At 70.8% G+C, this 20,910-nt stretch carries 15 protein-coding genes; 1 reads left to right on the top strand and 14 read right to left on the bottom strand.

Annotation, left to right across the window (positions count from 1 at the left end; genetic code table 11):
* Window positions 1–168: 168 nt before the first annotated feature.
* The 13 genes from AB0C73_RS31335 to AB0C73_RS31275 all read right to left on the bottom strand — a co-directional run bounded on the left by AB0C73_RS31335 (window position 169) and on the right by AB0C73_RS31275 (window position 18,424).
* Entirely contained in the window at window positions 169–960 is a 792-nt protein-coding gene (locus tag AB0C73_RS31335) for a TIGR03936 family radical SAM-associated protein (protein ID WP_362536752.1), read from the bottom strand.
* 321 nt (window positions 961–1,281) lie between these two features.
* Complete coding sequence (locus tag AB0C73_RS31330) at window positions 1,282–2,736, bottom strand: hypothetical protein (protein ID WP_362536750.1); 1,455 nt, start codon at window positions 2,734–2,736, stop codon at window positions 1,282–1,284.
* 73 nt (window positions 2,737–2,809) lie between these two features.
* The gene (locus AB0C73_RS31325; RefSeq protein WP_362536748.1) at window positions 2,810–4,738 is read right to left on the bottom strand and encodes a TIGR03960 family B12-binding radical SAM protein; all 1,929 of its coding nucleotides are present in this window, start codon (window positions 4,736–4,738) and stop codon (window positions 2,810–2,812) included.
* A gap of 51 nt (window positions 4,739–4,789) precedes the next feature.
* Window positions 4,790–6,535: a CYTH and CHAD domain-containing protein gene (locus AB0C73_RS31320; RefSeq protein ID WP_362536746.1), complete on the bottom strand. Its 1,746-nt coding sequence runs from the start codon at window positions 6,533–6,535 to the stop codon at window positions 4,790–4,792.
* A 58-nt stretch (window positions 6,536–6,593) separates the two neighbouring features.
* Window positions 6,594–7,793, bottom strand: a complete 1,200-nt coding sequence (gene rodA, locus AB0C73_RS31315) for a rod shape-determining protein RodA (RefSeq protein WP_362536744.1) — start codon at window positions 7,791–7,793, stop codon at window positions 6,594–6,596.
* A 4-nt stretch (window positions 7,794–7,797) separates the two neighbouring features.
* Window positions 7,798–10,047: a penicillin-binding protein 2 gene (mrdA, locus tag AB0C73_RS31310; RefSeq protein WP_362536743.1), complete on the bottom strand. Its 2,250-nt coding sequence runs from the start codon at window positions 10,045–10,047 to the stop codon at window positions 7,798–7,800.
* 19 nt (window positions 10,048–10,066) lie between these two features.
* Window positions 10,067–10,735 carry a rod shape-determining protein MreD gene (gene mreD, locus AB0C73_RS31305; RefSeq protein WP_362536741.1) on the bottom strand — a complete coding sequence of 223 codons (669 nt, stop codon included), beginning with the start codon at window positions 10,733–10,735 and terminating at the stop codon, window positions 10,067–10,069.
* Complete coding sequence (gene mreC, locus AB0C73_RS31300) at window positions 10,732–11,814, bottom strand: rod shape-determining protein MreC (protein ID WP_362536739.1); 1,083 nt, start codon at window positions 11,812–11,814, stop codon at window positions 10,732–10,734. Before mreC ends, mreD begins: the two co-directional genes overlap by 4 nt.
* A 108-nt stretch (window positions 11,815–11,922) precedes the next feature.
* Window positions 11,923–12,942 (bottom strand): rod shape-determining protein, encoded by a 1,020-nt coding sequence (locus AB0C73_RS31295; protein ID WP_019886273.1) that lies wholly within the window; start codon window positions 12,940–12,942, stop codon window positions 11,923–11,925.
* Window positions 12,943–13,271: 329 nt separating this feature from the next.
* On the bottom strand, window positions 13,272–13,682 hold the full coding sequence (gene ndk, locus AB0C73_RS31290) for a nucleoside-diphosphate kinase (RefSeq protein ID WP_362536737.1): 411 nt from the start codon (window positions 13,680–13,682) through the stop codon (window positions 13,272–13,274).
* A gap of 76 nt (window positions 13,683–13,758) precedes the next feature.
* The gene (locus AB0C73_RS31285) at window positions 13,759–14,139 is read right to left on the bottom strand and encodes a DUF4233 domain-containing protein (RefSeq protein WP_362536735.1); all 381 of its coding nucleotides are present in this window, start codon (window positions 14,137–14,139) and stop codon (window positions 13,759–13,761) included.
* Window positions 14,140–14,148: 9 nt separating this feature from the next.
* Entirely contained in the window at window positions 14,149–15,669 is a 1,521-nt protein-coding gene (locus tag AB0C73_RS31280) for a folylpolyglutamate synthase/dihydrofolate synthase family protein (RefSeq protein ID WP_362536733.1), read from the bottom strand.
* A 133-nt stretch (window positions 15,670–15,802) separates the two neighbouring features.
* Window positions 15,803–18,424 carry a valine--tRNA ligase gene (locus AB0C73_RS31275; protein WP_362536732.1) on the bottom strand — a complete coding sequence of 874 codons (2,622 nt, stop codon included), beginning with the start codon at window positions 18,422–18,424 and terminating at the stop codon, window positions 15,803–15,805.
* Window positions 18,425–18,562: 138 nt separating this feature from the next.
* Between AB0C73_RS31275 and AB0C73_RS31270 the strand changes: the two genes are divergently transcribed.
* The gene (locus tag AB0C73_RS31270; protein WP_362536730.1) at window positions 18,563–19,516 is read left to right on the top strand and encodes a hypothetical protein; all 954 of its coding nucleotides are present in this window, start codon (window positions 18,563–18,565) and stop codon (window positions 19,514–19,516) included.
* 78 nt (window positions 19,517–19,594) lie between these two features.
* Here AB0C73_RS31270 and clpX read toward each other — a convergent pair whose 3' ends face one another.
* The gene (clpX, locus tag AB0C73_RS31265) at window positions 19,595–20,878 is read right to left on the bottom strand and encodes an ATP-dependent Clp protease ATP-binding subunit ClpX (RefSeq protein ID WP_362536728.1); all 1,284 of its coding nucleotides are present in this window, start codon (window positions 20,876–20,878) and stop codon (window positions 19,595–19,597) included.
* Window positions 20,879–20,910 lie beyond the last annotated feature (32 nt).

The raw sequence follows: 20,910 nt of genomic DNA, 5'->3' as shown, positions 1-20,910 counted from the left end.
TGAAGCGCGGTGCCGCCGTCCGGGGCGCGGGCGCCGCACGGGAGCTTATGTGTCTGGCTCGCCGGTTCCGTACGCCTTCTGCGGACGGCCTGGCGAAAGTCTCCTGGTCAGTGCGCTGCCCGACCCAGGTGGCTCCCGAGTACCAGGGCGGCGCTGCGACGACACTCCTTACGCGGTACCCGCACCCGGCGCCGTCGCAGAAGCGGTCGCGGCGGCCGTGGGTGGAGCGGCCGTGACTGCCTCGCGGTCGGGCGCGAGCGGGTCGGTCACCGTGCCGGACTCCTCGTCGAAGAGCCCCTGCGCCAGCCTGGTCACCGCTGCGGGGACCGGCGGCGCCAGGTCGGCCACAGCTCGGAGACCGGACAGGACGTCGTCGGGTCGCACGGCAGGTGCTACGTGCCGAACAACCAGCCGCAGTATCGCACAGGCGCTGTCCAGCGGCCTATCACCCTGGGGATCGCCCTGGGCGGGGGCCGCGGTCAGCTCCACGACGGCACCGCGGGTGTCGAAGGTGCGGATTCCGTTCTTGGTCTTGCGCTGTACTTCCACGGTCTCGGCCGCGAGAAACGCGTCGACGGCCTTGCGGGCCGTGTCGACGTCGACACCGTCGAGCCGCAGCTCCCACACGGAGGCGGTGAGCCGGTCGGCGAGGCCGGAGGTCCGGGCCTCGACGGCGTCGACGATGTCGAGACCGTTCGGCATGGACTCGTCGAGCATGGCCCGCAGGGTCTCCGGGTCACGGCTCGCGGTGAGCGCGATCTCCAGGTACTCGGCCTCGGAGCCGGTGCCCGTCGGGGCGGCGTTCGCGTACGACACCTTCGGGTGGGGGGTGAAGCCGGCCGAGTACGCCATGGGCACCTCGGCACGGCGCAGCGCACGCTCGAAAGCGCGCTGGAAGTCACGGTGGCTGGTGAACCGGAGGCGGCCGCGCTTGGTGTAGCGCAGTCGGATGCGCTGCACCGCCGGTGCGGGCGGCGGGCCTTCGGGCTGTCGCTTGCCCAGTGGTTCTTCTCCTCGGTGCGGGGCGGGCGCGGCCGGCCGCGCCGCCCTCGAAATGCGGTGGTGCCCCGGGGGACCCGCTGTCGGCTCACCCCCGCTGCTGCGGGGAGATCTCGGGTGCGGGCGCCGCGCCGGGGACGTTCGTTGTACTACCCAGAGTACGCGCCCCCGCCACCTGCGGTTCCCCGCCCGGCTCCGGCTCGGCTCCGCCGAGGAGCGCGCGCGAGGGGTCTCCGGCCGACCAGGCCGGATCAGCGAGCGCCCGCCGCGCAGCGGCTGATGTCACCGCGGGGACCCCGGATCCAAGGCGGAGGAAGCCGACGATGGAGGAGCCATGGCGGCTGACGACAACGTGGGAGACGGGGTGTCAGGGCGACGCGAGCCCGGCCTGGCCGGCCAGAGACCCCTCACGTCCTGGCGGGCCCGGCGGACGGTGTCCCGGGCCGAGGCGAGCGCGGCGCGCGTGGCGTGGCGGCCCTCGGCGAGCGCCTTGCGCGCCGGCGCCCACACGGCGTCGCGGACCCAGTGCCCGACCGGGGTGCAGACCTCGCGGTACGCCCAGGCGAGGGGCCGCCGGACCAGATGCCGCGCCAGCCAGCGGACCGGCCGCCCGACGAGATTCCGCGCCGCCCACGCCACCGGCCGCACCAGCAGCGTGCGCACCGCCCAGGCGATCCCCCGCCCCACGGCCCGCGACACGAACCCGGCGGCCCGCCAGCAGATCCCGACCGCGTCACGGATCTCGCGCCCGAGCGGGGCGAGGACGCGCCGCCAGAGCCAGGCGGCGGGGCGGGCGATGCCGTACGTGACGAAGGGCACGAGCAGATACCGCCAGAAGGTGACGACGGGCCAGGCGAGTGCCGTGAGGGTCCAGCGGCCGAGGACGGCGAGGCCGCGGCCGAGGCGGGTGAGGGCGAAGGCGAGGCCGTACCAGATGCCGCCGAAGAACCACGCGAGACCGCGCCAGACGCCGGTGCCGAGCCAGGCGAGACCGCGCCAGACGCCGGTGCCGAGCCAGGCGAGACCGCGCCAGAGGCCCGTGGCGGCCCAGGTCACGCCGTGCCAGAGGCCCGTGGCGGCCCAGGCGATCCCGCGCCCGAGGCCGGTGAACAGCCAGGTCAGGCCGTGGCCCGTACGGGTGAGCAGCCACCCGACGCCCCGGCCCAGCGGGGCGAGCACCGCGCCGTACAGCCACACCGCCGGGGCCGCGATCCCGTACCGCCACACGAAGACCACAGGCCACACAAGCACCTTGGCGAGGCCGGTGAGCAGCCACCGGAGCCCCCGCCCGAGCGGCGCCAGCACCGCCCGGTACAACCACACCGCCGGGGCCACGACCCCGTACCGCCACAGGGCCGTGAAGAACCAGGCCACCGCCTTGCCGAGGCCGGTGAACACCCACCCCAGGCCCTGGCCCGTACGGGTGAGCAGCCACCCGACACCCCGCCCCAGCGGGGCGAGCACCGCGTCGTACAGCCACACCGCCGGGGCGACGATCACGTACCGCCACAGCATCACGAAGGGCCAGGTCACCGCCTTGCCGAGCCACCTCGCGCCGAGGGCGAGACCGCGGCCGGCCGGGCGGAGCACGGCGCGGTCGAGGAAGCGGGCCGTGACCTTGAGGGCGTCCCAGGTCATGCGGACCGGGAGGATCAGGAGCAGCACGACGATCCGCACCGGGATGCGGATCAGGGCGTGCGGGGTGGGCGGGGCCGGCGCCGGGTTTTCCGTGCTCATGACCGACAGGACGCCGACGGCCCGGCGGAGGGTTCACCTTCCGCCGGGCCGTCACCCGATCGCAATACCGGGACTACTTCACGACCGTCAGGGGCAGCAGCTTCTTGCCGGTCGGGCCGATCTGGATGTGCGTGTCCATCTGAGGACACACGCCGCAGTCGAAGCACGGCGTCCAGCGGCAGTCCTCGACCTCGGTCTCGTCGAGCGCGTCCTGCCAGTCCTCCCAGAGCCAGTCCTTGTCGAGACCGGAGTCCAGGTGGTCCCAGGGCAGGACCTCCTCGTAGGTGCGCTCGCGGGTCGTGTACCAGGCGACGTCCACGCCGAACTCGGGGAGCGTCTTCTCGGCGCACGCCATCCAGCGGTCGTACGAGAAGTGCTCGCGCCAGCCGTCGAAGCGGCCGCCGTCCTCGTAGACCGCGCGGATGACCGCGCCGATGCGGCGGTCACCGCGCGAGAGCAGGCCCTCGACGATGCCGGGCTTGCCGTCGTGGTAGCGGAAGCCGATCGAGCGGCCGTACTTCTTGTCGCCGCGGATCTTGTCCCGGAGCTTCTGCAGACGCTCGTCCGTCTCCTCGGCCGACAGCTGCGGGGCCCACTGGAACGGCGTGTGCGGCTTGGGCACGAAGCCGCCGATGGAGACGGTGCAGCGGATGTCGTTCTGGCCGGAGACCTCACGGCCCTTGGCGATGACGTTGATCGCCATGTCGGCGATCTGCAGCACGTCCTCGTCGGTCTCGGTCGGCAGGCCGCACATGAAGTACAGCTTGACCTGGCGCCAGCCGTTGCCGTACGCGGTGGCGACGGTCCGGATCAGGTCCTCCTCCGAGACCATCTTGTTGATGACCTTGCGCATGCGCTCGGAGCCGCCCTCGGGGGCGAAGGTGAGACCGGAGCGGCGCCCGTTGCGGGTCAGCTCGTTGGCGAGGTCGACGTTGAACGCGTCCACGCGGGTCGAGGGGAGGGAGAGGCCGACCTTGTCGTCCGTGTAGCGGTCGGCGAGGCCCTTGGCGATCTCGCCGATCTCCGTGTGGTCCGCGGAGGAGAGGGAGAGGAGGCCGACCTCCTCGAAGCCGGTCGCCTTGAGACCGCGCTCCACCATCTCGCCGATGCCGGTGATGCTTCGCTCCCGCACGGGGCGCGTGATCATGCCGGCCTGGCAGAAACGGCAGCCGCGGGTGCAGCCGCGGAAGATCTCGACGGACATGCGCTCGTGGACGGTCTCCGCGAGCGGGACGAGGGGCTGCTTGGGGTACGGCCACTCGTCGAGGTCCATGACGGTGTGCTTGGACACGCGCCACGGCACGCCGGACTTGTTGGGGACGACGCGGCCGATGCGGCCGTCCGGCAGGTACTCGACGTCGTAGAAGCCCGGGATGTAGACGGAGCCGGTCTTCGCGAGGCGGAAGAGGACCTCCTCGCGGCCGCCGGGCCGGCCCTCGGCCTTCCACTGGCGGATGATCTCGGTCATGTCGAGCACGGCCTGCTCGCCGTCGCCGATGATCGCCGCGTCGATGAAGTCCGCGATCGGCTCGGGGTTGAAGGCGGCGTGGCCGCCCGCGAGCACGATCGGGTGGTCGACGGTGCGGTCCTTGGACTCCAGCGGGATGCCGGCGAGGTCAAGCGCCGTGAGCATGTTGGTGTAGCCGAGCTCCGTGGAGAAGCTCAGGCCGAACACGTCGAAGGCGGAGACCGGGCGGTGGGAGTCGACGGTGAACTGCGGCACGCCGTGCTCGCGCATCAGCTCTTCGAGGTCCGGCCAGACGCTGTAGGTGCGCTCGGCGAGGACGCCCTCCCGCTCGTTCAGCACCTCGTAGAGGATCATGACGCCCTGGTTGGGCAGACCGACCTCGTACGCGTCCGGGTACATCAGTGCCCAGCGGACGTCGGCGGACTCCCAGGGCTTGACCGTGGAGTTCAGCTCTCCACCGACGTACTGGATCGGCTTCTGCACGTGCGGGAGCAGAGCTTCGAGCTGCGGGAAGACAGACTCGGCAGCAGACATGTCGAACCTTCGTGAGCTGGCAGGGGGCGACTCTCAAGCGTACCCCGGTGCTCAGTGGCTCAGTGCCGCCCGGATTTCCGGGGCGGAGGCCCTGGCCCAGACCTCCGGGAGCTGGTGTTCGCGGGCCGCCGCGGCGGCTTCCTCGCGCGCGTACAGGACGCCCCAGGTGAAGGAGGGTTCGCCGGCGGCGTGCGCCTGGGTGGCGAGGTCGAGCAGCGCGGCGCGGGCGACGACGCTGTCCTGGTGGTCGCCGAGGCAGGTCTGGACGGCCTTCATGCGCTTCGCGAAGCGCCGGGCGGGCTTCCCGAGGGTCGGTACGGCGGCCTCGCCGGCGTAGCGGGCGCGCTTCGCCGCCTTGCGGGCGGCGTGGAGCGCGAGGTCGCGGTCCTGGCCGGGGTCGAGGGCGAGGGCGTGGTCGACGCGGGCGGCGAGGCGGCGGTAGTCGCGGCGGACGGCCTTGGGGATGACCTTGGCCGCGTCCTTGCGGGCGGCGGGGAGGAGGGGCGGGGCGGCGAGGAGCGCGTCGAGGCGGTCGAGCAGGGCGAGGTGGCGGGCGGAGTCGAGGGCGTCGAGGGTACGGCGCCGGGAGCCGCCGCCCTTCGCCTCGGCCCAGGTCCTGAGCCGGTCGCGCACGGGGCCGACGTGCAGGTCGGGCGGCAGCGCGTCGAGGGCGGCGCGCAGCCGGGCGTCGAGGACCTCCAGGTCCCGGGCGTACCCCAGCTCGCCCGCGAGCCACTTCAGCTCCTCGCCGACGGGGTCGGTGACGGTGCGGTCGAGGACCTTGCCGTACGTCCGGAACGCGCTGCGCAGGCGGCGGGAGGCGACGCGCATCTGGTGCACGGCGTCGGGGAGGTCGCGGCGGACGGCGGGGTCGAGGGCGACGAGGGCGTCGACCTGCTCGCGTACGTACGCGAGGACGGCGGCGCCGGCCGTGCCGGGGGCCAGGGCCTTGTCCCCCACCCCGCCCCTTCCCGAAACCCTGACGAGACCGGGGGCTCCGCCCCCGTCCCCCCGCCGCGCCCGCTTCGCGGCGCGATCGTCACCGGCCGGGGCCGGGGAAGCACCCGCCTCCCCAGCCGCAGGCGCGGGGCCGCCCGCGCCGCCAGGGGAGGCATCGGCCTCGCCCGCCGCAGGCGCGGGGCGGGCCGCGGCGGCCGGCGGCGCAGCCGCCGACGCCACCGCGCCCGCCGTCCCGCCCGTCTCCTCCAGGGCCCTCGCCAGTTTCGACGGGGACGACGAGCGGTGGATGCCCGCCTTCTTCAGGCGTTTCTCGACCGCGTCGAGGAGAGCTTCGTCCGCGGCCTCCGTGTCGTCCGCCAGTTCGACCTCGATCTCGGTCCAGGTGGTCTCGGGGCCCGTGGGGAGGCGCTGGGCGTGGACCGTGTCCGTGGAGAGTTCCGCGAGGACCGTGCCGTCCTTCGACGTGAGGTGGTGGACGTCGCGGTGGGAGACGAGGCGGACGACCGGGACGACGGGAAGATCGCGGACGCGGGAGCGGAGGAGGGACGCCAGGGCCTCGGGGAGGGTGTCCGAGAGCGGGGCGCGGATCTCGTCGCGGATGCCCGTCGCGACCGGGAACTTGAGGTGCCAGCCGGCATCCGCGCCGCCGGTGCGGCGCCGCAGGGTCAGGGAGGCGGCGGCGAGGCGCAGGTCGGCGGTGTCGTAGTAGACGGCGTCGAGTTCGGTGACGCCCTCGTCCTGGACGGCGGCCACGCCCCGGACCCTGGTCAGGTCCGGGAGCCGCACGTCCGCGCCGTCGGCCTCGTACTTCCGCTCGACCTCTCGCTTCTCCTCCATGAGACGAATCTACGACTGGAGGACGGCCAAGGGGAGTACGGCGCCGGACAGGTCCTGGCTAGGCCGTCATCGGCCGCTGGACCCGGATCGACTGGAGCAGGCCGATCGCCACCCACACCGCGAACATCGACGAGCCGCCGTACGACACGAACGGCAGCGGAAGTCCCGCGACCGGCATGATGCCGAGGGTCATGCCGATGTTCTCGAAGGCCTGGAAGGCGAACCAGGCGATGATGCCGGCGGCGACGATCGTGCCGTACAGCTCCGTGGTCTCACGCGCTATCCGGCAGGCGCGCCATAGGATGACGCCGAGCAGGACCAGGATCAGCCCCGCGCCGACGAAGCCGAGTTCCTCGCCCGCGACGGTGAAGACGAAGTCCGTCTGCTGCTCGGGGACGAACTGGCCGGTCGTCTGGGAGCCCTTGAAGAGGCCGGCGCCGAGCAGGCCGCCGGAGCCGATGGCGATGCGGGCCTGGTTGGTGTTGTAGCCGACGCCGGCCGGGTCGAGGTCGGGGTTGGCGAAGGCGGCGAAGCGGTTGATCTGGTACTCGTCGAGCATGCCGAGCGTGGTGACGAGGACCGCTCCCGCGATGCCCGCGCCGATCAGGCCGAGCACCCAGCGGTTGGAGGCGCCGGAGGCGAGCAGCACGCCGAGCACGATGACGGCCATGACCATCACGGAGCCGAGGTCGGGCATCAGCATGACGATGCCCATCGGCAGGGCCGCGAGGCCGAGGGCCTTGGCGACCGTGCGGTGGTCGGGGTGGAGCTGGTCACCGGCGTCGACCTTCGCGGCGAGCAGCATCGCCATCACCAGGATGATCGTGATCTTCACGAACTCGCTCGGCTGGAGCGAGAATCCGCCGCCGACCACGATCCACGCGTGCGCGCCGTTGATGGTCGCGCCGAGCGGGGTGAGGACGGCGAGGATCAGCAGGATGGAGATGCCGTAGAGGATCGGCACGGCGCCGCGCAGGGTGCGGTGGCCGAGCCAGACCGTGCCGATCATCAGGGCGAGCCCGATGCCGGTGTTGAGGACGTGCCGGAAGAGGAAGTAGTACGGGTCGCCCTGGTTGAGCTCGGTACGGCCGCGGGTCGCGGACCACACGAGCAGCGAGCCGATGAAGGACAGCGCGAGCGCCGACAGCAGGATCGGCCAGTCGAGCCGGCGCAGCACCGAGTCGCGGGCGGTGAGCTTGGCGAGGGTGCCGCGCTCGGGGGCGTAACGGGAGACGGAGAAGCCGTGCGGTGCGGTCATCGGGTCACAGCCTTCCCCGGGTGGCGGGCGGGCCCGCGAGCTGCTGGTCGTCGGGCTTCTTCGCCGGGTCGGCCGGCGGGTCGGCCGGCGGGTCCGCCGGCTGGGTGGCGTCCGCCGTCGCCTTCTCCGGGTCCACCTTCCCGGCCTCCGGGTCGTACGGCTGGATCTTCGGCGCGTCGATGGAGCCGTCCGCCTCGATCTTGGGCAGCGCCTTCTGCGGCTGCGGAAGGAGGGCCCTCTTCAGGTCCTGCTTGCCGGAGTCGTCGAGTCCGTACAGCGCGTCGTAGATGTTGCGCACGGCGGGGCCGGAGGCGCCGGAGCCCGTACCACCCTGGGCGATCGTCATGATGATCGCGTAGTCCTTGGTGTACGTGGCGAACCAGGAGGTCGTCTGCTTGCCGTAGACCTCGGCGGTACCCGTCTTGGCGTGCATCGGGATCTTGTCCTGCGGCCAGCCGCCGAAACGCCAGGCGGCCGTACCGCGGGTGGCGACTCCCGCGAGGGCTTCGTCTATCAAGTCGCGGGTCTTGGCGTCGAAGGGCAGCCTGCCGTGCGACTTGGGAGCGATCTCGTCCACCGTCTTGCCGTCGGCGCTGATGACGGCCTTGCCGACGGTGGGGTTCCACAGGGTGCCGCCGTTGGAGATGGCGGAGTAGATGGTGGCCATCTGGATGGGGGTGACGAGGGTGTCGCCCTGGCCGATGGAGTAGTTGACGGAGTCACCGGCGCGCATCAGGTTGCCTTCGAGGCAGTTCTCGTACGAGAGCTGCTGGACGTAGGTGCCGCCCTTCTTCCCGTACTTGCACCACCACTCCTTGTTGTCCTCCCAGAACTTCTGCTTCCACTGGCGGTCGGGGACGCGGCCGGTGACCTCGTTGGGGAGGTCGATGCCGGTCTCGGCGCCGAGGCCGAACTGGTGGGCGGTCTTGTAGAACCAGTCGCCCGGGTTCTTCTTCGGCTTCATCCCGCCGTCCTTCTGCCACTGCTGGTGCGCGAGGGCGTAGAAGACGGTGTCGCAGGAGACCTCAAGGGCGCGGCCGAGCGAGATCGGGCCGTGGTTCTGCGACTCGAAGTTCTTGAAGACCTGGTTGCCGATGGAGTACGAGCTGGTGCAGGGGTAGCGGCCGTCGAAGTCGTAGCCCGCGTTGACGGCGGCGGTGGTCGAGATGACCTTGAAGATGGAGCCGGGGGCGGCCTGGCCCTGGATGGCCCGGTTGAGCAGCGGGAAGTTGGAGTTCTTGCCGGTGAGGGCCGCGTAGTCCTTCGCGGAGATGCCGCCGACCCAGGCGTTGGGGTCGTAGTCGGGCTGCGAGGCCATGGCGACGATGCGGCCGGTCTTGGCCTCCATGACGACGACGGCGCCGGCGTCGGCCTTGTAGTTCTCGTTGGTGTTCTTGTCGAAGGTCTTGCGGGCCTCGACCATCGCGTTGTGGAGCTCCCATTCGGCGACCGCCTGGACGCGGGCGTCGATGGAGGTGACCACGTTGGCGCCGGGCACGGCCACGTCGCTCTTGGCCTGGCCGATGACCCGGCCGAGGTTGTCGACCTCGTAGCGGGTGACGCCGGCCTTGCCGCGCAGCTGCTTGTCGTAGGTCCGCTCAAGGCCCGAGCGGCCGACCTGGTCGGAACGCAGATACGGCGAGTCGGTGTCCTTGGCCTTGGTGATCTCCGCGTCGGTGACGGGCGAGAGGTAGCCGAGGACCTGGGAGGTACGGGACTTGCCGGGGGCCGGGTAGCGGCGCACCGCGGCGGGCTCGGCGGTGATGCCGGGGAAGTCCTCGGCGCGCTCGCGGATCTGCAGGGCCTGCTGGGTGGTGGCCTCGTCGGTGACCGGGATCGGCTGGTAGGGCGAACCGTTCCAGCAGGGCTTGGGGGTCTTGGAGTCGCAGAGCCGGATCTTGTTGACGACGTCCTCGGGCTTCATGCCGAGGACGCCGGCGAGCCGGGTGAGGACGCCCTTGCCGTCGTCCTTCATCTTCAGCAGCTCGGTGCGCGAGGCGGAGACCACGAGCCGGGTCTCGTTGTCGGCGAGCGGGACGCCGCGGGCGTCGAGGATGGCGCCGCGGACGGCGGGCTGGACGACCTGCTGGACGTGGTTGCTCTTCGCCTCGTCGGTGTACTCCTTGCCGTTGCGGATCTGGAGGTACCAGAGGCGTCCGCCGAGCGTGAAGAGCAGGGAGAAGACGAGGACCTGGATGACGACGAGCCGGATCTGGACGCGGGGGGTCCGCCCGGTCTCGGGGATGTTGCTCATGCTGCGGGCTCCCCCTGGATCACAGTCGCTTGACTCCCTTGATGCGTCCGGCGCGTGAGGCGCGGCTGCGGGCGGCCTTGACGCGCAGGCCGCCGCGCTGGGTGCCGATCCTCAGGCCGGTGCCGGAGGACAGCCAGCCGGAGGCGACGTCGGAGCCGCTGCCCCCGTTGGTGTCGGCCAGCGGGTCGTTCTCCGCGCGCCGGGCGATCGCCATGATCAGCGGCACGGTGAAGGGCGCGAGGAGCAGGTCGTAGAGGGCCGCGGTGAACAGCAGGAAACCGAGGCCGACATGGCGGGCGGCGGTGTCGCCGACGAGGGCGCCGACGCCCGCGTAGAGCAGGGTGGAGCCGATCGCTGCGGCGACGACCACGGCCATCGGGCCGGTGGCGGACTTGAGCCGGCCGGTCTCGGGCTTGGCCAGGCCGCACAGGTAGCCGACGACGCACAGCACGAGGGCGTAGCGCCCGGCGGCGTGGTCGGCGGGCGGCGCGAGGTCGGCGAGCAGCCCGGCCGTGAAGCCGACGAGGGCGCCGGTGACGTGCCCGTACACCAGGGCGAGGGCGACGACGGTCAGGAGGACCAGGTCGGGGACGGCGCCGGGGAGCTGGAGGCGGGCGAGGACGGAGACCTGGACGACGAGGGCGACGACGACCAGGGCGGCGGAGAGGAGGATGCGGTTGATCTTCACGGTGTCTCCCCCTGGTCCTGCGGCTGCTGCTGGTTCGGCTGCTGGGCCGGCTGGTCGGCCGCGTTCGGCTGGTCGGCCGGCGCCTGCGGGTCCGCCGGTGTCTGCGGGTCGACCGGCTTCACGCCCTGCTGCTGCGGCTGGTTCTGGTTCGCGCCCGGCTGCTGCTGTCCGTCCGGGGGCGGCGGGGTGACCGTCACCGTGACCGTCGGGGCCGGCTTGGGCTTCTGCGGCAGGACCATGTCGCGCGGGTCGGAGCGCGGGGCCTGGACGACGACGCCGACGATGTCGAGCTTGGTGAAGCCGACGTACGGGCGGACGTAGATGTTACGGGTGAGGCCGCCGCCCGAGGGGTCGACGCGGACCACCTCGCCGACCGGCACACCGGGCACGAAGGGCTTGTCGGCCTGCGAGCCGAAGGTGACGAGACGGTCGCCCGCCTTGACCTTGGCCTTGCCGTTGAGCAGCTGGACGAGCAGCGGGCGGTCGCCCTGGCCGGTGGCGAAGCCGAGTTCGTCGGTCTTCTCCATGCGGGTGCCGACGGTGAAGTCGGGGTCGTTGGCGAGCAGCACGGTGGAGGTGCTGGGGCCGACGGTGGTGACCCGGCCGACCAGGCCGGAGCCGTTGAGCACGGTCATGTCGCGCTGGATGCCGTCGCGCGCGCCGACGTCGATGGTGACGGTCCAGGAGAAGCCCTGGGCCGCCCCTATGGCGATGACCTCGGCGCCCTTGATGCCGTACTGGCCGGCGCCGGCGGTCTTCAGCATCGCGTCGAGCTCGCGCAGCCGGCTGCGGTTGCGGTCGTCGCTGCCGAGCCTGGCCTTGAGGGCGGCGTTCTCCTGCTCCAGGGCGGCGATCCGGTCGTGCCGTTCGCCGGAGTCGCGGACCGCTCCTATGGCGTTGCCGATGGGGTCGACCGCCGAGGCGACTCCGTTCTCGACGGGACCGAAGACCGCGGCCGCGGCCTGTCGGGCACCGTCGACCGGCGACTCCTGGCCTCCTCGGATGTCCACCGTGATCAGTGCGAACGCGATGGCGATCAGCAGTACCAGGAGCAGCCGGCTCTCTCGTGTGTCCCTCACGTGCGGCGGCCGTGCCCTTCCTCGAAACGACGGGATGTGACGGGTGTTGAAGACGATGAAGTTGTACGGGTACGGGGGCGGCGCCCCGGGTCGGCGGCGCGCCCCGGGTCAGCGGCGCGGCTGGGCGTCGAGGACCTGCTGGAGGGCCTCGAACTCCTCGACGCACTTGCCGGATCCGAGCGCCACCGAGTCCAGCGGGTCCTCGGCGATGTGGATCGGCATGCCGGTCTCGCGGCGGAGCCGTTCGTCGAGGCCGCGGAGCAGGGCGCCGCCACCGGTGAGAACGATGCCGCGGTCCATGACGTCACCGGAGAGTTCCGGCGGGCACTTGTCGAGGGTGGTCTTGACCGCGTCGACGATCGCGTTGACCGGTTCCTCGATGGCCTTGCGGACCTCGGCGGCGGAGATCACGACGGTCTTGGGCAGGCCGGAGACCAGGTCGCGGCCGCGGATCTCGGTGTGCTCGTCCTGTTCGAGGTCGTACGCCGAGCCGATGGTGATCTTGATCTGTTCGGCGGTGCGCTCACCGAGGAGGAGCGAGTACTCCTTCTTGATGTGCTGGATGATCGCGTTGTCCAGCTCGTCGCCGGCCACCCGGATGGACTGTGCCGTGACGATTCCGCCGAGGGAGATGACGGCCACCTCGGTGGTGCCGCCGCCGATGTCGACGACCATGTTGCCGGTGGCCTCGTGGACCGGGAGGCCCGAGCCGATGGCCGCGGCCATGGGCTCCTCGATGATGTGCACCTGGCGGGCGCCGGCCTGGGTGGAGGCCTCGATGACGGCGCGGCGCTCGACTCCGGTGATGCCGGACGGCACGCAGACGACGACCCGGGGGCGGGCCAGGTAGCGGCGCTTGTGGATCTTGAGGATGAAGTAGCGGAGCATCCGCTCCGTGATCTCGAAGTCGGCGATGACGCCGTCCTTGAGCGGGCGGACGGCGACGATGTTGCCGGGCGTCCGGCCGATCATCTTCTTCGCCTCGGCACCGACCGCGAGGATGCCGCCGGTGTTGGTGTTGATCGCGACGACGGACGGCTCGTTCAGAACGATGCCTCGACCCCTGACGTACACCAGCGTGTTGGCGGTCCCGAGGTCGACAGCCATGTCACGGCCGATGAACGACATTGAGTTCCCCTTGTTTCCCATGAGGATGCGTCGGGCCTTCCCTAGCGGAGCGTTGACGGCTTCTCAGGTCGGCGAGGTGGTGGCTGAAGGTGGTGCGGCGTGCGGTTTTCCATCGTAGTGCCGCCCGCACGGATACCGCGCGGCGGACCGCCCCAGTCCACCTCTGTATAGGTGACGACTCTGTATAGGTGACGGAATGACGCGGCGATCCGTTCCCGGGTTCGGCGTTCATATGCCTGGGGGCGACCGAATTCCTTCGGTCGCCCCCAGGACATGACGCTGATCGGATGACGCCCGTTCAGTCGCCGGGGAAGAAGATCTTCGCTCGCTCAGACGCCGGGGAAGAAGATCTTCAGCTCCCGCGCGGCGGACTCCTCGGAGTCCGAGGCGTGGATCAGGTTCTCGCGGACGATGGTGCCGAAGTCGCCGCGGATGGAGCCGGGCGCTGCGGCGATCGGGTCGGTCGGGCCGGCCAGGGTGCGCAGGCCCTCGATGACCCGCTCGCCCTCGACGACCAGCGCGACGACCGGACCGGACTGCATGAAGCCCATCAGCGGCTCGTAGAAGGGCTTGCCCTTGTGCTCGCCGTAGTGCTGCTCCAGCGTCTCCTGGTCCAGCGCGCGCATCTCCAGGGCCGTGATGGTCCAGCCCGCCTTGCGCTCGATACGGCCGATGATCTCGCCGACCAGGCCACGGCGGACGGCGTCGGGCTTGAGCAGGACGAGCGATCGCTGGCTCACGGGGGAACTCCTTCAGACAACGGTGTGCGGGGGCTAGCTAGGCCCTACGAATCTACAGGGCCCGGACCGGCACCGATCACGCAGCGTCAGGCCCTGCGGAGCCCTGGGCCCCGGCCGTCGCCGTCTCCTGGCGGGCCGCCCAGTCCGCCTTGACCTGGTCGATCCGGCGTCCGTAGTGCACCGACGCCCACCACAGGGCGGCGAAGACCGCGCCGAGGAAGAACATGACCGGCACGACGAAACCGCTGGCGATCAGCGCGATCTGCAGGGCCCAGCCGAGCTGCACCCCGCCCGGACGGGTGATCATCCCGCACAGCAGCACCGACAGCAGCATGGCGATCCCGCAGACCCACCACACCGTGGACGTCGCCAGGGAGTCGTCCTTCATGGCGACCAGACCGGCGAAGCCGATCACGAAGAACTCACCGATCAGCGTCGAGGAACACAGCACCCGCATGGCTCAGTCTCAGCCCCTCTTGAGCAGCAGCCGGGCGTCGCCGACCGTGAAGATCGAACCGGTCACGAGCACGCCCGCGCCCGCGTACTCGCCCTCCTCCTCGGCGAGGGTGATCGCCGTCTCCAGGGCGTCGTCGAGCCGGGGCTCGACGACCACCCGGTCCTCGCCGAAGACCTCGACGGCGATCGCGGCGAGCGCGTCCACGTCGGTGGCCCGGGGGTTGGAGTTCGCGGTGACGACGACCTCGGCGAAGATCGGTTCGAAGGCCTCCAGGAGACCCTTCGCGTCCTTGTCGCCACTGGTGGACACCACGCCGATGAGCCGGGAGAACCCGAAGGCCTCGCTCACGCCCTCGGCCGTGGCGCGCGCGCCGTGCGGGTTGTGCGCGGCGTCCAGGATCACCGTCGGCGACTTGCGCACGACCTCCAGACGCCCGGGCGAGGCCACCTGGGCGAAGGCCCGGCGGACCGTGTCGATGTCGAGGGTGCGGGCGTGCTGCGCGCCGATGCCGAAGAAGGCCTCGACGGCGGCGAGCGCCACGGCCGCGTTGTGCGCCTGGTGCGCGCCGTGCAGCGGGAGGAAGACGGAGTCGTACTCGCCGCCCAGGCCGCGCAGGGTGAGCAGCTGGCCGCCGACGGCGATCTCGCGGGAGACCACGCCGAACTCCATGCCCTCGCGGGCCACGGTCGCGTCCACGTCGACGGCCTTCTTCAGGAGCACCTGGGCCGCGTCGACGGGCTGCTGGGCGAGGATCACGGTCGCGCCGGGCTTGATGACCCCGGCCTTCTCGCCGGCGATCTCGGCCGGCGTCTCGCCGAGCCGGTCGGTGTGGTCGAGGTCGATCGGGGTGACGACGGCGACGGAGGCGTCGATGACGTTCGTCGCGTCCCAGGTGCCGCCCATGCCGACCTCGACGACGGCGACGTCGACCGGGGCGTCGGCGAAGGCCGCGTACGCCATGCCGGTGAGCACCTCGAAGAACGACAGCCGGTACTCCTCGCGGGCGTCGACCAGCTCCACGTACGGCTTGACGTCCTGGTACGTCTCGACGAAGCGCTCGGGGTCGATCGGGGCGCCGTCCAGGCTGATCCGCTCGGTGATGGTCTGCACGTGCGGCGAGGTGTAGCGGCCGGTGCGCAGGTCGAAGGCGCCGAGCAGGGCCTCGATCATGCGGGCGGTGGAGGTCTTGCCGTTGGTGCCGGTGATGTGGATCGAGGGGTACGCGCGCTGCGGCTCGCCGAGGACGTCCATCAGAGCGGCGATCCGCTTGACGGAGGGCTCCAGCTTGGTCTCGCCCCAGCGGGTGGACAGCTCGGTCTCGACGGCGCGCAGGGCCTTGTCGACCTCGGGGTCGGCAGGCCGGGACGGCACCGGGTCGCCCTGCGGCGGACCGGAGACGGCCCGCAGGGTACGGCTGCCCGCCTCGATCACCGCCAGGTCGGGGTCGCGGTCTGTCTCGTTGTCGACGATGTCGTCGAACAGGTCGTCGCTGGGATCGCGCGGTTCGGTCGGGTCGCTCGGCTCACTCACGCGTCCAGTCTACGGAGCGCCACCGACAGCACCTGACAGGACCTGACAGGACCTGTGGCTCGGCCGGTGGTACGCGAAGGGGCCCGGCACCGCGCGTGCGGTACCGGGCCCCTCCTTGGTGCTGCCTTACGGGCTACGCCTGCGGCAGGCGCTCCAGCTGCGCCTGGATGCGGGCGATGTCCTCCTCCGCCTTGGCGAGGCGGGTGCGGATCTTGTCCACGACGTTGTCCGGCGCCTTCGCCAGGAACGCCTCGTTGCCCAGCTTGCCCTCGGCCTGCGCCTTCTCCTTCTCGGCGGCGGCGAGGTCCTTGGCGAGGCGCTTGCGCTCGGCGGCGACGTCGATCGTGCCGGAGAGGTCGAGCGAGACCGTCGCGCCGGCGACCGGCAGGGAGGCGGTGGCGGCGAAGCCCTCGCCCTCCGGCTGGAGGCGCAGCAGCTGGCGGATGGCGCCCTCGTGCGCGGCGAGCGGCGTGCCGTCGAGCTCCAGGCGGGCCGGGACCTTCTGGCCGGGCTGGAGGCCCTGGTCGGCGCGGAAGCGGCGGACCTCGGTGACGACCTGCTGCAGGTTCTCGATCTCGGCCTCGGCGGCCTCGTCGCGGAAACCGCTGTCGGTCGGCCACTCGGCGATGACGAGGGACTCACGGCCGGTGAGCGTGGTCCACAGGGCGTCGGTGACGAACGGGACGATCGGGTGCAGCAGACGCAGCATCACGTCCAGGACCTCGCCGAGGACCCGGCCGGAGACCTTGGCCTGCTCGCCGCCCGCGAAGAACGTCGTCTTCGACAGCTCGACGTACCAGTCGAAGACCTCGTCCCACGCGAAGTGGTAGAGAGCGTCGCTGAGCTTCGCGAACTGGTAGTCCTCGTAGAAAGCGTCGACCTGAGCGACCGTCTTGTTGAGACGGGACAGGATCCAGCGGTCGGTCGCCGACAGCCGCTCGACCGGGGGCAGTTCGCCCTCGATCGTCGCGCCGTTCATCAGCGCGAAGCGGGTCGCGTTCCAGATCTTGTTGGCGAAGTTCCGGGACGCCTTGACCCAGTCCTCGCCGATCGGGACGTCGACGCCCGGGTTGGCGCCGTTGGCCAGGGTGAAGCGGACGGCGTCGGAGCCGTACTGGTCCATCCAGTCCAGCGGGTTGACCACGTTGCCGAAGGACTTCGACATCTTCTTGCCGTTCTGGTCACGGACCATGCCGTGCAGGGCGATGGTGTGGAACGGCGGGGTGCCGTCCATCGCGTACAGACCGAACATCATCATCCGGGCGACCCAGAAGAAGAGGATGTCGTAGCCGGTGACGAGGACCGAGTTCGGGTAGAACTTCGCGAGGCTCTCGGTCTGCTCGGGCCAGCCGAGCGTGGAGAACGGCCACAGGCCGGAGGAGAACCAGGTGTCGAGGACGTCGGTGTCCTGGTGCCAGCCCTCGCCGGTGGGCGCCTCCTCGTCGGGTCCGACGCAGACGACCTCGCCGTTCGGGCCGTACCAGACCGGGATGCGGTGGCCCCACCACAGCTGGCGCGAGATGCACCAGTCGTGCAGGTTGTCGACCCAGTCGAAGTAGCGCTTCTCCATCTCCTGCGGGTGGATCTTGACCTTGCCGTCGCGGACCGCGTCACCGGCGGCCTGTGCGAGCGGGCCGACCTTGACCCACCACTGCATGGAGAGACGCGGCTCGATGGTGGTCTTGCAGCGCGAGCAGTGGCCGACGGAGTGGGTGTACGGGCGCTTCTCGGCGACGATCCGGCCCTCGGCGCGCAGTGCGGCGACGATGGCGGAGCGGGCCTCCAGGCGGTCCAGGCCCTGGAAGGGGCCGTGGACGGTGATGACCGCGTGCTCGTCCATGACGGCGATCGACGGGAGACCGTGGCGCTGGCCGATCTCGAAGTCGTTCGGGTCGTGGGCGGGCGTCACCTTGACGGCGCCGGTGCCGAACTCGGGGTCGACGTGCGCGTCGGCGACGACCGGGATGCGGCGGCCGGTGAGCGGCAGCTCGATCTCGGTGCCGACCAGGTGCCGGTAGCGCTCGTCCTCCGGGTGGACGGCGACGGCCGTGTCACCCAGCATCGTCTCGGCGCGGGTGGTCGCGACGACGATGGACGCGTCGCCCTCGCCGTAGCGGATGGAGACGAGCTCGCCGTCGTCGTCCTGGTACTCGACCTCGATGTCGGAGATCGCGGTGAGACAGCGCGGGCACCAGTTGATGATGCGCTCGGCGCGGTAGATCAGCTCGTCGTCGTAGAGCTTCTTGAAGATGGTCTGGACGGCCTGCGACAGGCCCTCGTCCATGGTGAAGCGCTCGCGCGACCAGGCGACGCCGTCGCCGAGGCGGCGCATCTGGCCGGAGATCTGGCCGCCGGACTCGGCCTTCCACTTCCAGACCCGCTCGACGAAGGCCTCGCGGCCCAGGTCGTGGCGGGACTTGCCCTCCTTGGCGAGCTCGCGCTCGACGACGTTCTGGGTGGCGATGCCGGCGTGGTCCATGCCCGGCTGCCACAGCGTCTCGTAACCCTGCATCCGCTTGCGGCGGGTGAGGGCGTCGATCAGCGTGTGCTCGAAGGCGTGGCCCAGGTGGAGCGATCCGGTGACGTTCGGCGGCGGGATGACGATGGTGTACGGCGGCTTGTCGCTCTTCTCGTCCGCCTCGAAGTAGCCGCGCTCTACCCAGCGCTCGTACAGCGGCCCCTCTACCTCGGCCGGCGTGTACTGGGTCGGCAATTCGGTGGTGGCTGCTGTCTGCTGCTGAGTGTTCTCGGTCACGGGCCCAGTTTAGGGGTGTCACAGCCTGGTCCTGAAACGGGATTGTTCCGTAACGGTGTACCCCCCACCGCCCCGGCACGCCGCGACTTCCGACAGGATGTTCGTTACGCATAAACATCCTGTGAGGGGAAACAGTCGATGAGCTACAACCAGCCAGGTCCGTACGGCGGCGGTCAGCCGAACCCGTACGGGCAGCAGCCCGGCCCGCACGGCGGCCAGCCGAACCCGTATGGCCAGCCGCAGGCCCCGCAGCCCGGCTACGGCTACCCCCAGCAGGCCCCGCAGGGCGTCCCGCCGCAGCAGCAGCCGTACGGGTACCCCCAGCAGCCCCAGCAGCCCGGGCCCTACGGCCAGCCGCCGCAGCAGCCGCCGTACGGCGCCCCGCAGGGCCCGGGCGGCTACATGCCGCAGCCGCCGGCCCCGAAGAAGTCCAAGGCGGGTCTGACGATCGGCATCGTGGCCGCGGTGGTGGGTCTCGCGGTCGGCGCGTACTTCGCGTTCGGCGGTGGCAGCGGCTCGAACGTCGCGGACGACGGCCCGCACAAGCTGATCACGCCCGCCACGGTGCTCACCGAGTACAAGAAGTCCACGGACTCGAAGCCCTCCAACGACAAGAAGTCGTTGGAGGAGGCCGAGAAGGCCGGCGTCAAGAACTCCCATGAGGTCGAGGCCCAGTACCAGGTCAAGGACGAGGCCAACCCGCTGGCCGGCAAGCTGATCCAGTTCAACGGCCTCTACGGCGAGATCGAGGACCCGGAGAAGGTCGTCGACGCCGTCTTCGCCGCCATCAAGTCGGAGTCGCAGAAGGGCGACGACAAGGACGCGCCGACGTTCGAGGGCGACCCGGTGGCCTACACGCCGGCAGGCCTCGACGGCGCGATCCTCAAGTGCCAGTCGGGCAAGACCAAGGCCGACCCGGCCGAGAAGATCCCGGCGATGAGCATGACGGCCTGCGTGTGGGCCGACCACAGCACCGTGGGCATCGTCATCCCGATCGACATGGCCTCGATGCTCACCGGCAAGGGCTCCACCGGCGCGGAGGCCGCGGACATCACCGCCAGGTTCCGCAAGGAAGTCCGCGTCAAGGCCTGATCAGGCCCGTACCCGCGAAGGGGCGCCCCCGCCGAACCACTCGGCGGGGGCGCCCCTTTCGTGTCCGTACGGCGGGCGCTACGCGCTCTTCTCGTGCCGTCCGTCGTTCTTCACGATCCGCGGGACCAGCGTCGGGTTGACGTTGTTCCGGACCACGTCCGCCGTGATGACCACGCGGGCCACGTCCTTGCGGGACGGGACCTCGTACATCACCGACTGGAGGACCTCCTCCATGATGGCGCGCAGGCCGCGCGCGCCGGTGCCGCGGAGGATGGCCTGGTCGGCGATGGCCTCCAGGGCCGGGCGGTCGAAGTCCAGCTCGACGCCGTCGAGTTCGAAGAGGCGCTGGTACTGCTTCACCAGCGCGTTGCGCGGCTCGACGAGGATCTTGAGGAGGGCCTCGCGGTCCAGGTTGTGGACCGAGGTGATGACGGGGAGACGGCCGATGAACTCGGGGATCATCCCGAACTTCACCAGGTCCTCCGGCATGACCTCCTGGAACTGGTCGCTCGACTCGATCTCGCGCTTGGAGCGGATGGTCGCCCCGAAGCCGATGCCCTTGGCGCCGGCCCGCGACTCGATGATCTTCTCCAGGCCGGCGAAGGCGCCGCCCACGATGAAGAGCACGTTCGTCGTGTCGATCTGGATGAACTCCTGGTGCGGGTGCTTCCGTCCGCCCTGCGGCGGGACGGAGGCCGTGGTGCCCTCCAGGATCTTCAGCAGGGCCTGCTGCACGCCCTCGCCGGAGACGTCGCGCGTAATCGACGGGTTTTCGCTCTTACGGGCGACCTTGTCGATCTCGTCGATGTAGATGATGCCGGTCTCGGCCTTCTTGACGTCGTAGTCCGCGGCCTGGATCAGCTTGAGCAGGATGTTCTCGACGTCCTCGCCCACATAGCCTGCCTCCGTCAGCGCGGTGGCGTCGGCGATGGCGAACGGCACGTTGAGCATCCGGGCCAGGGTCTGCGCCAGGAGCGTCTTGCCGGAGCCGGTGGGCCCGAGGAGCAGGATGTTGGACTTCGCCAGCTCGATGGCGTCGTCCCGGCCCTGCGCGCCGCCGTTCTCGCCGGCCTGGACGCGCTTGTAGTGGTTGTACACCGCCACCGAGAGGGCCTTCTTCGCGGGCTCCTGCCCGACGACGTACCCCTCGAGGAATTCGTAGATCTCGCGCGGCTTGGGAAGTTCCTCCCACCGCACCTCGCTCGTCTCGGCGAGCTCTTCCTCGATGATCTCGTTGCAGAGGTCGATGCACTCGTCGCAGATGTACACACCGGGTCCTGCGATGAGCTTCTTCACCTGCTTCTGGCTCTTTCCGCAGAACGAGCACTTGAGCAGATCGCCGCCATCACCGATGCGTGCCACGAGGTGCTTCCCCTTCGCCTGGGAGCGCTTGG

The sequence above is a fragment of the Streptomyces sp. NPDC048623 genome (assembly GCF_040650755.1).
In the GTDB taxonomy this organism is placed as follows: domain Bacteria; phylum Actinomycetota; class Actinomycetes; order Streptomycetales; family Streptomycetaceae; genus Streptomyces.
This window is presented reverse-complemented; position numbering and strand designations above follow the sequence as displayed.

Coding starts and splice junctions, on each gene's coding strand:
- AB0C73_RS31330 (WP_362536750.1), bottom strand. CDS start 2,736: ATGAGCACGGAAAACCCGGCGCCGGCCCCGCCCACCCCGCACGCCCTG.
- AB0C73_RS31325 (WP_362536748.1), bottom strand. CDS start 4,738: ATGTCTGCTGCCGAGTCTGTCTTCCCGCAGCTCGAAGCTCTGCTCCCG.
- AB0C73_RS31320 (WP_362536746.1), bottom strand. CDS start 6,535: ATGGAGGAGAAGCGAGAGGTCGAGCGGAAGTACGAGGCCGACGGCGCG.
- rodA (WP_362536744.1), bottom strand. CDS start 7,793: ATGACCGCACCGCACGGCTTCTCCGTCTCCCGTTACGCCCCCGAGCGC.
- mrdA (WP_362536743.1), bottom strand. CDS start 10,047: ATGAGCAACATCCCCGAGACCGGGCGGACCCCCCGCGTCCAGATCCGG.
- AB0C73_RS31295 (WP_019886273.1), bottom strand. CDS start 12,942: ATGTCGTTCATCGGCCGTGACATGGCTGTCGACCTCGGGACCGCCAAC.
- AB0C73_RS31285 (WP_362536735.1), bottom strand. CDS start 14,139: ATGCGGGTGCTGTGTTCCTCGACGCTGATCGGTGAGTTCTTCGTGATC.
- AB0C73_RS31270 (WP_362536730.1), top strand. CDS start 18,563: ATGAGCTACAACCAGCCAGGTCCGTACGGCGGCGGTCAGCCGAACCCG.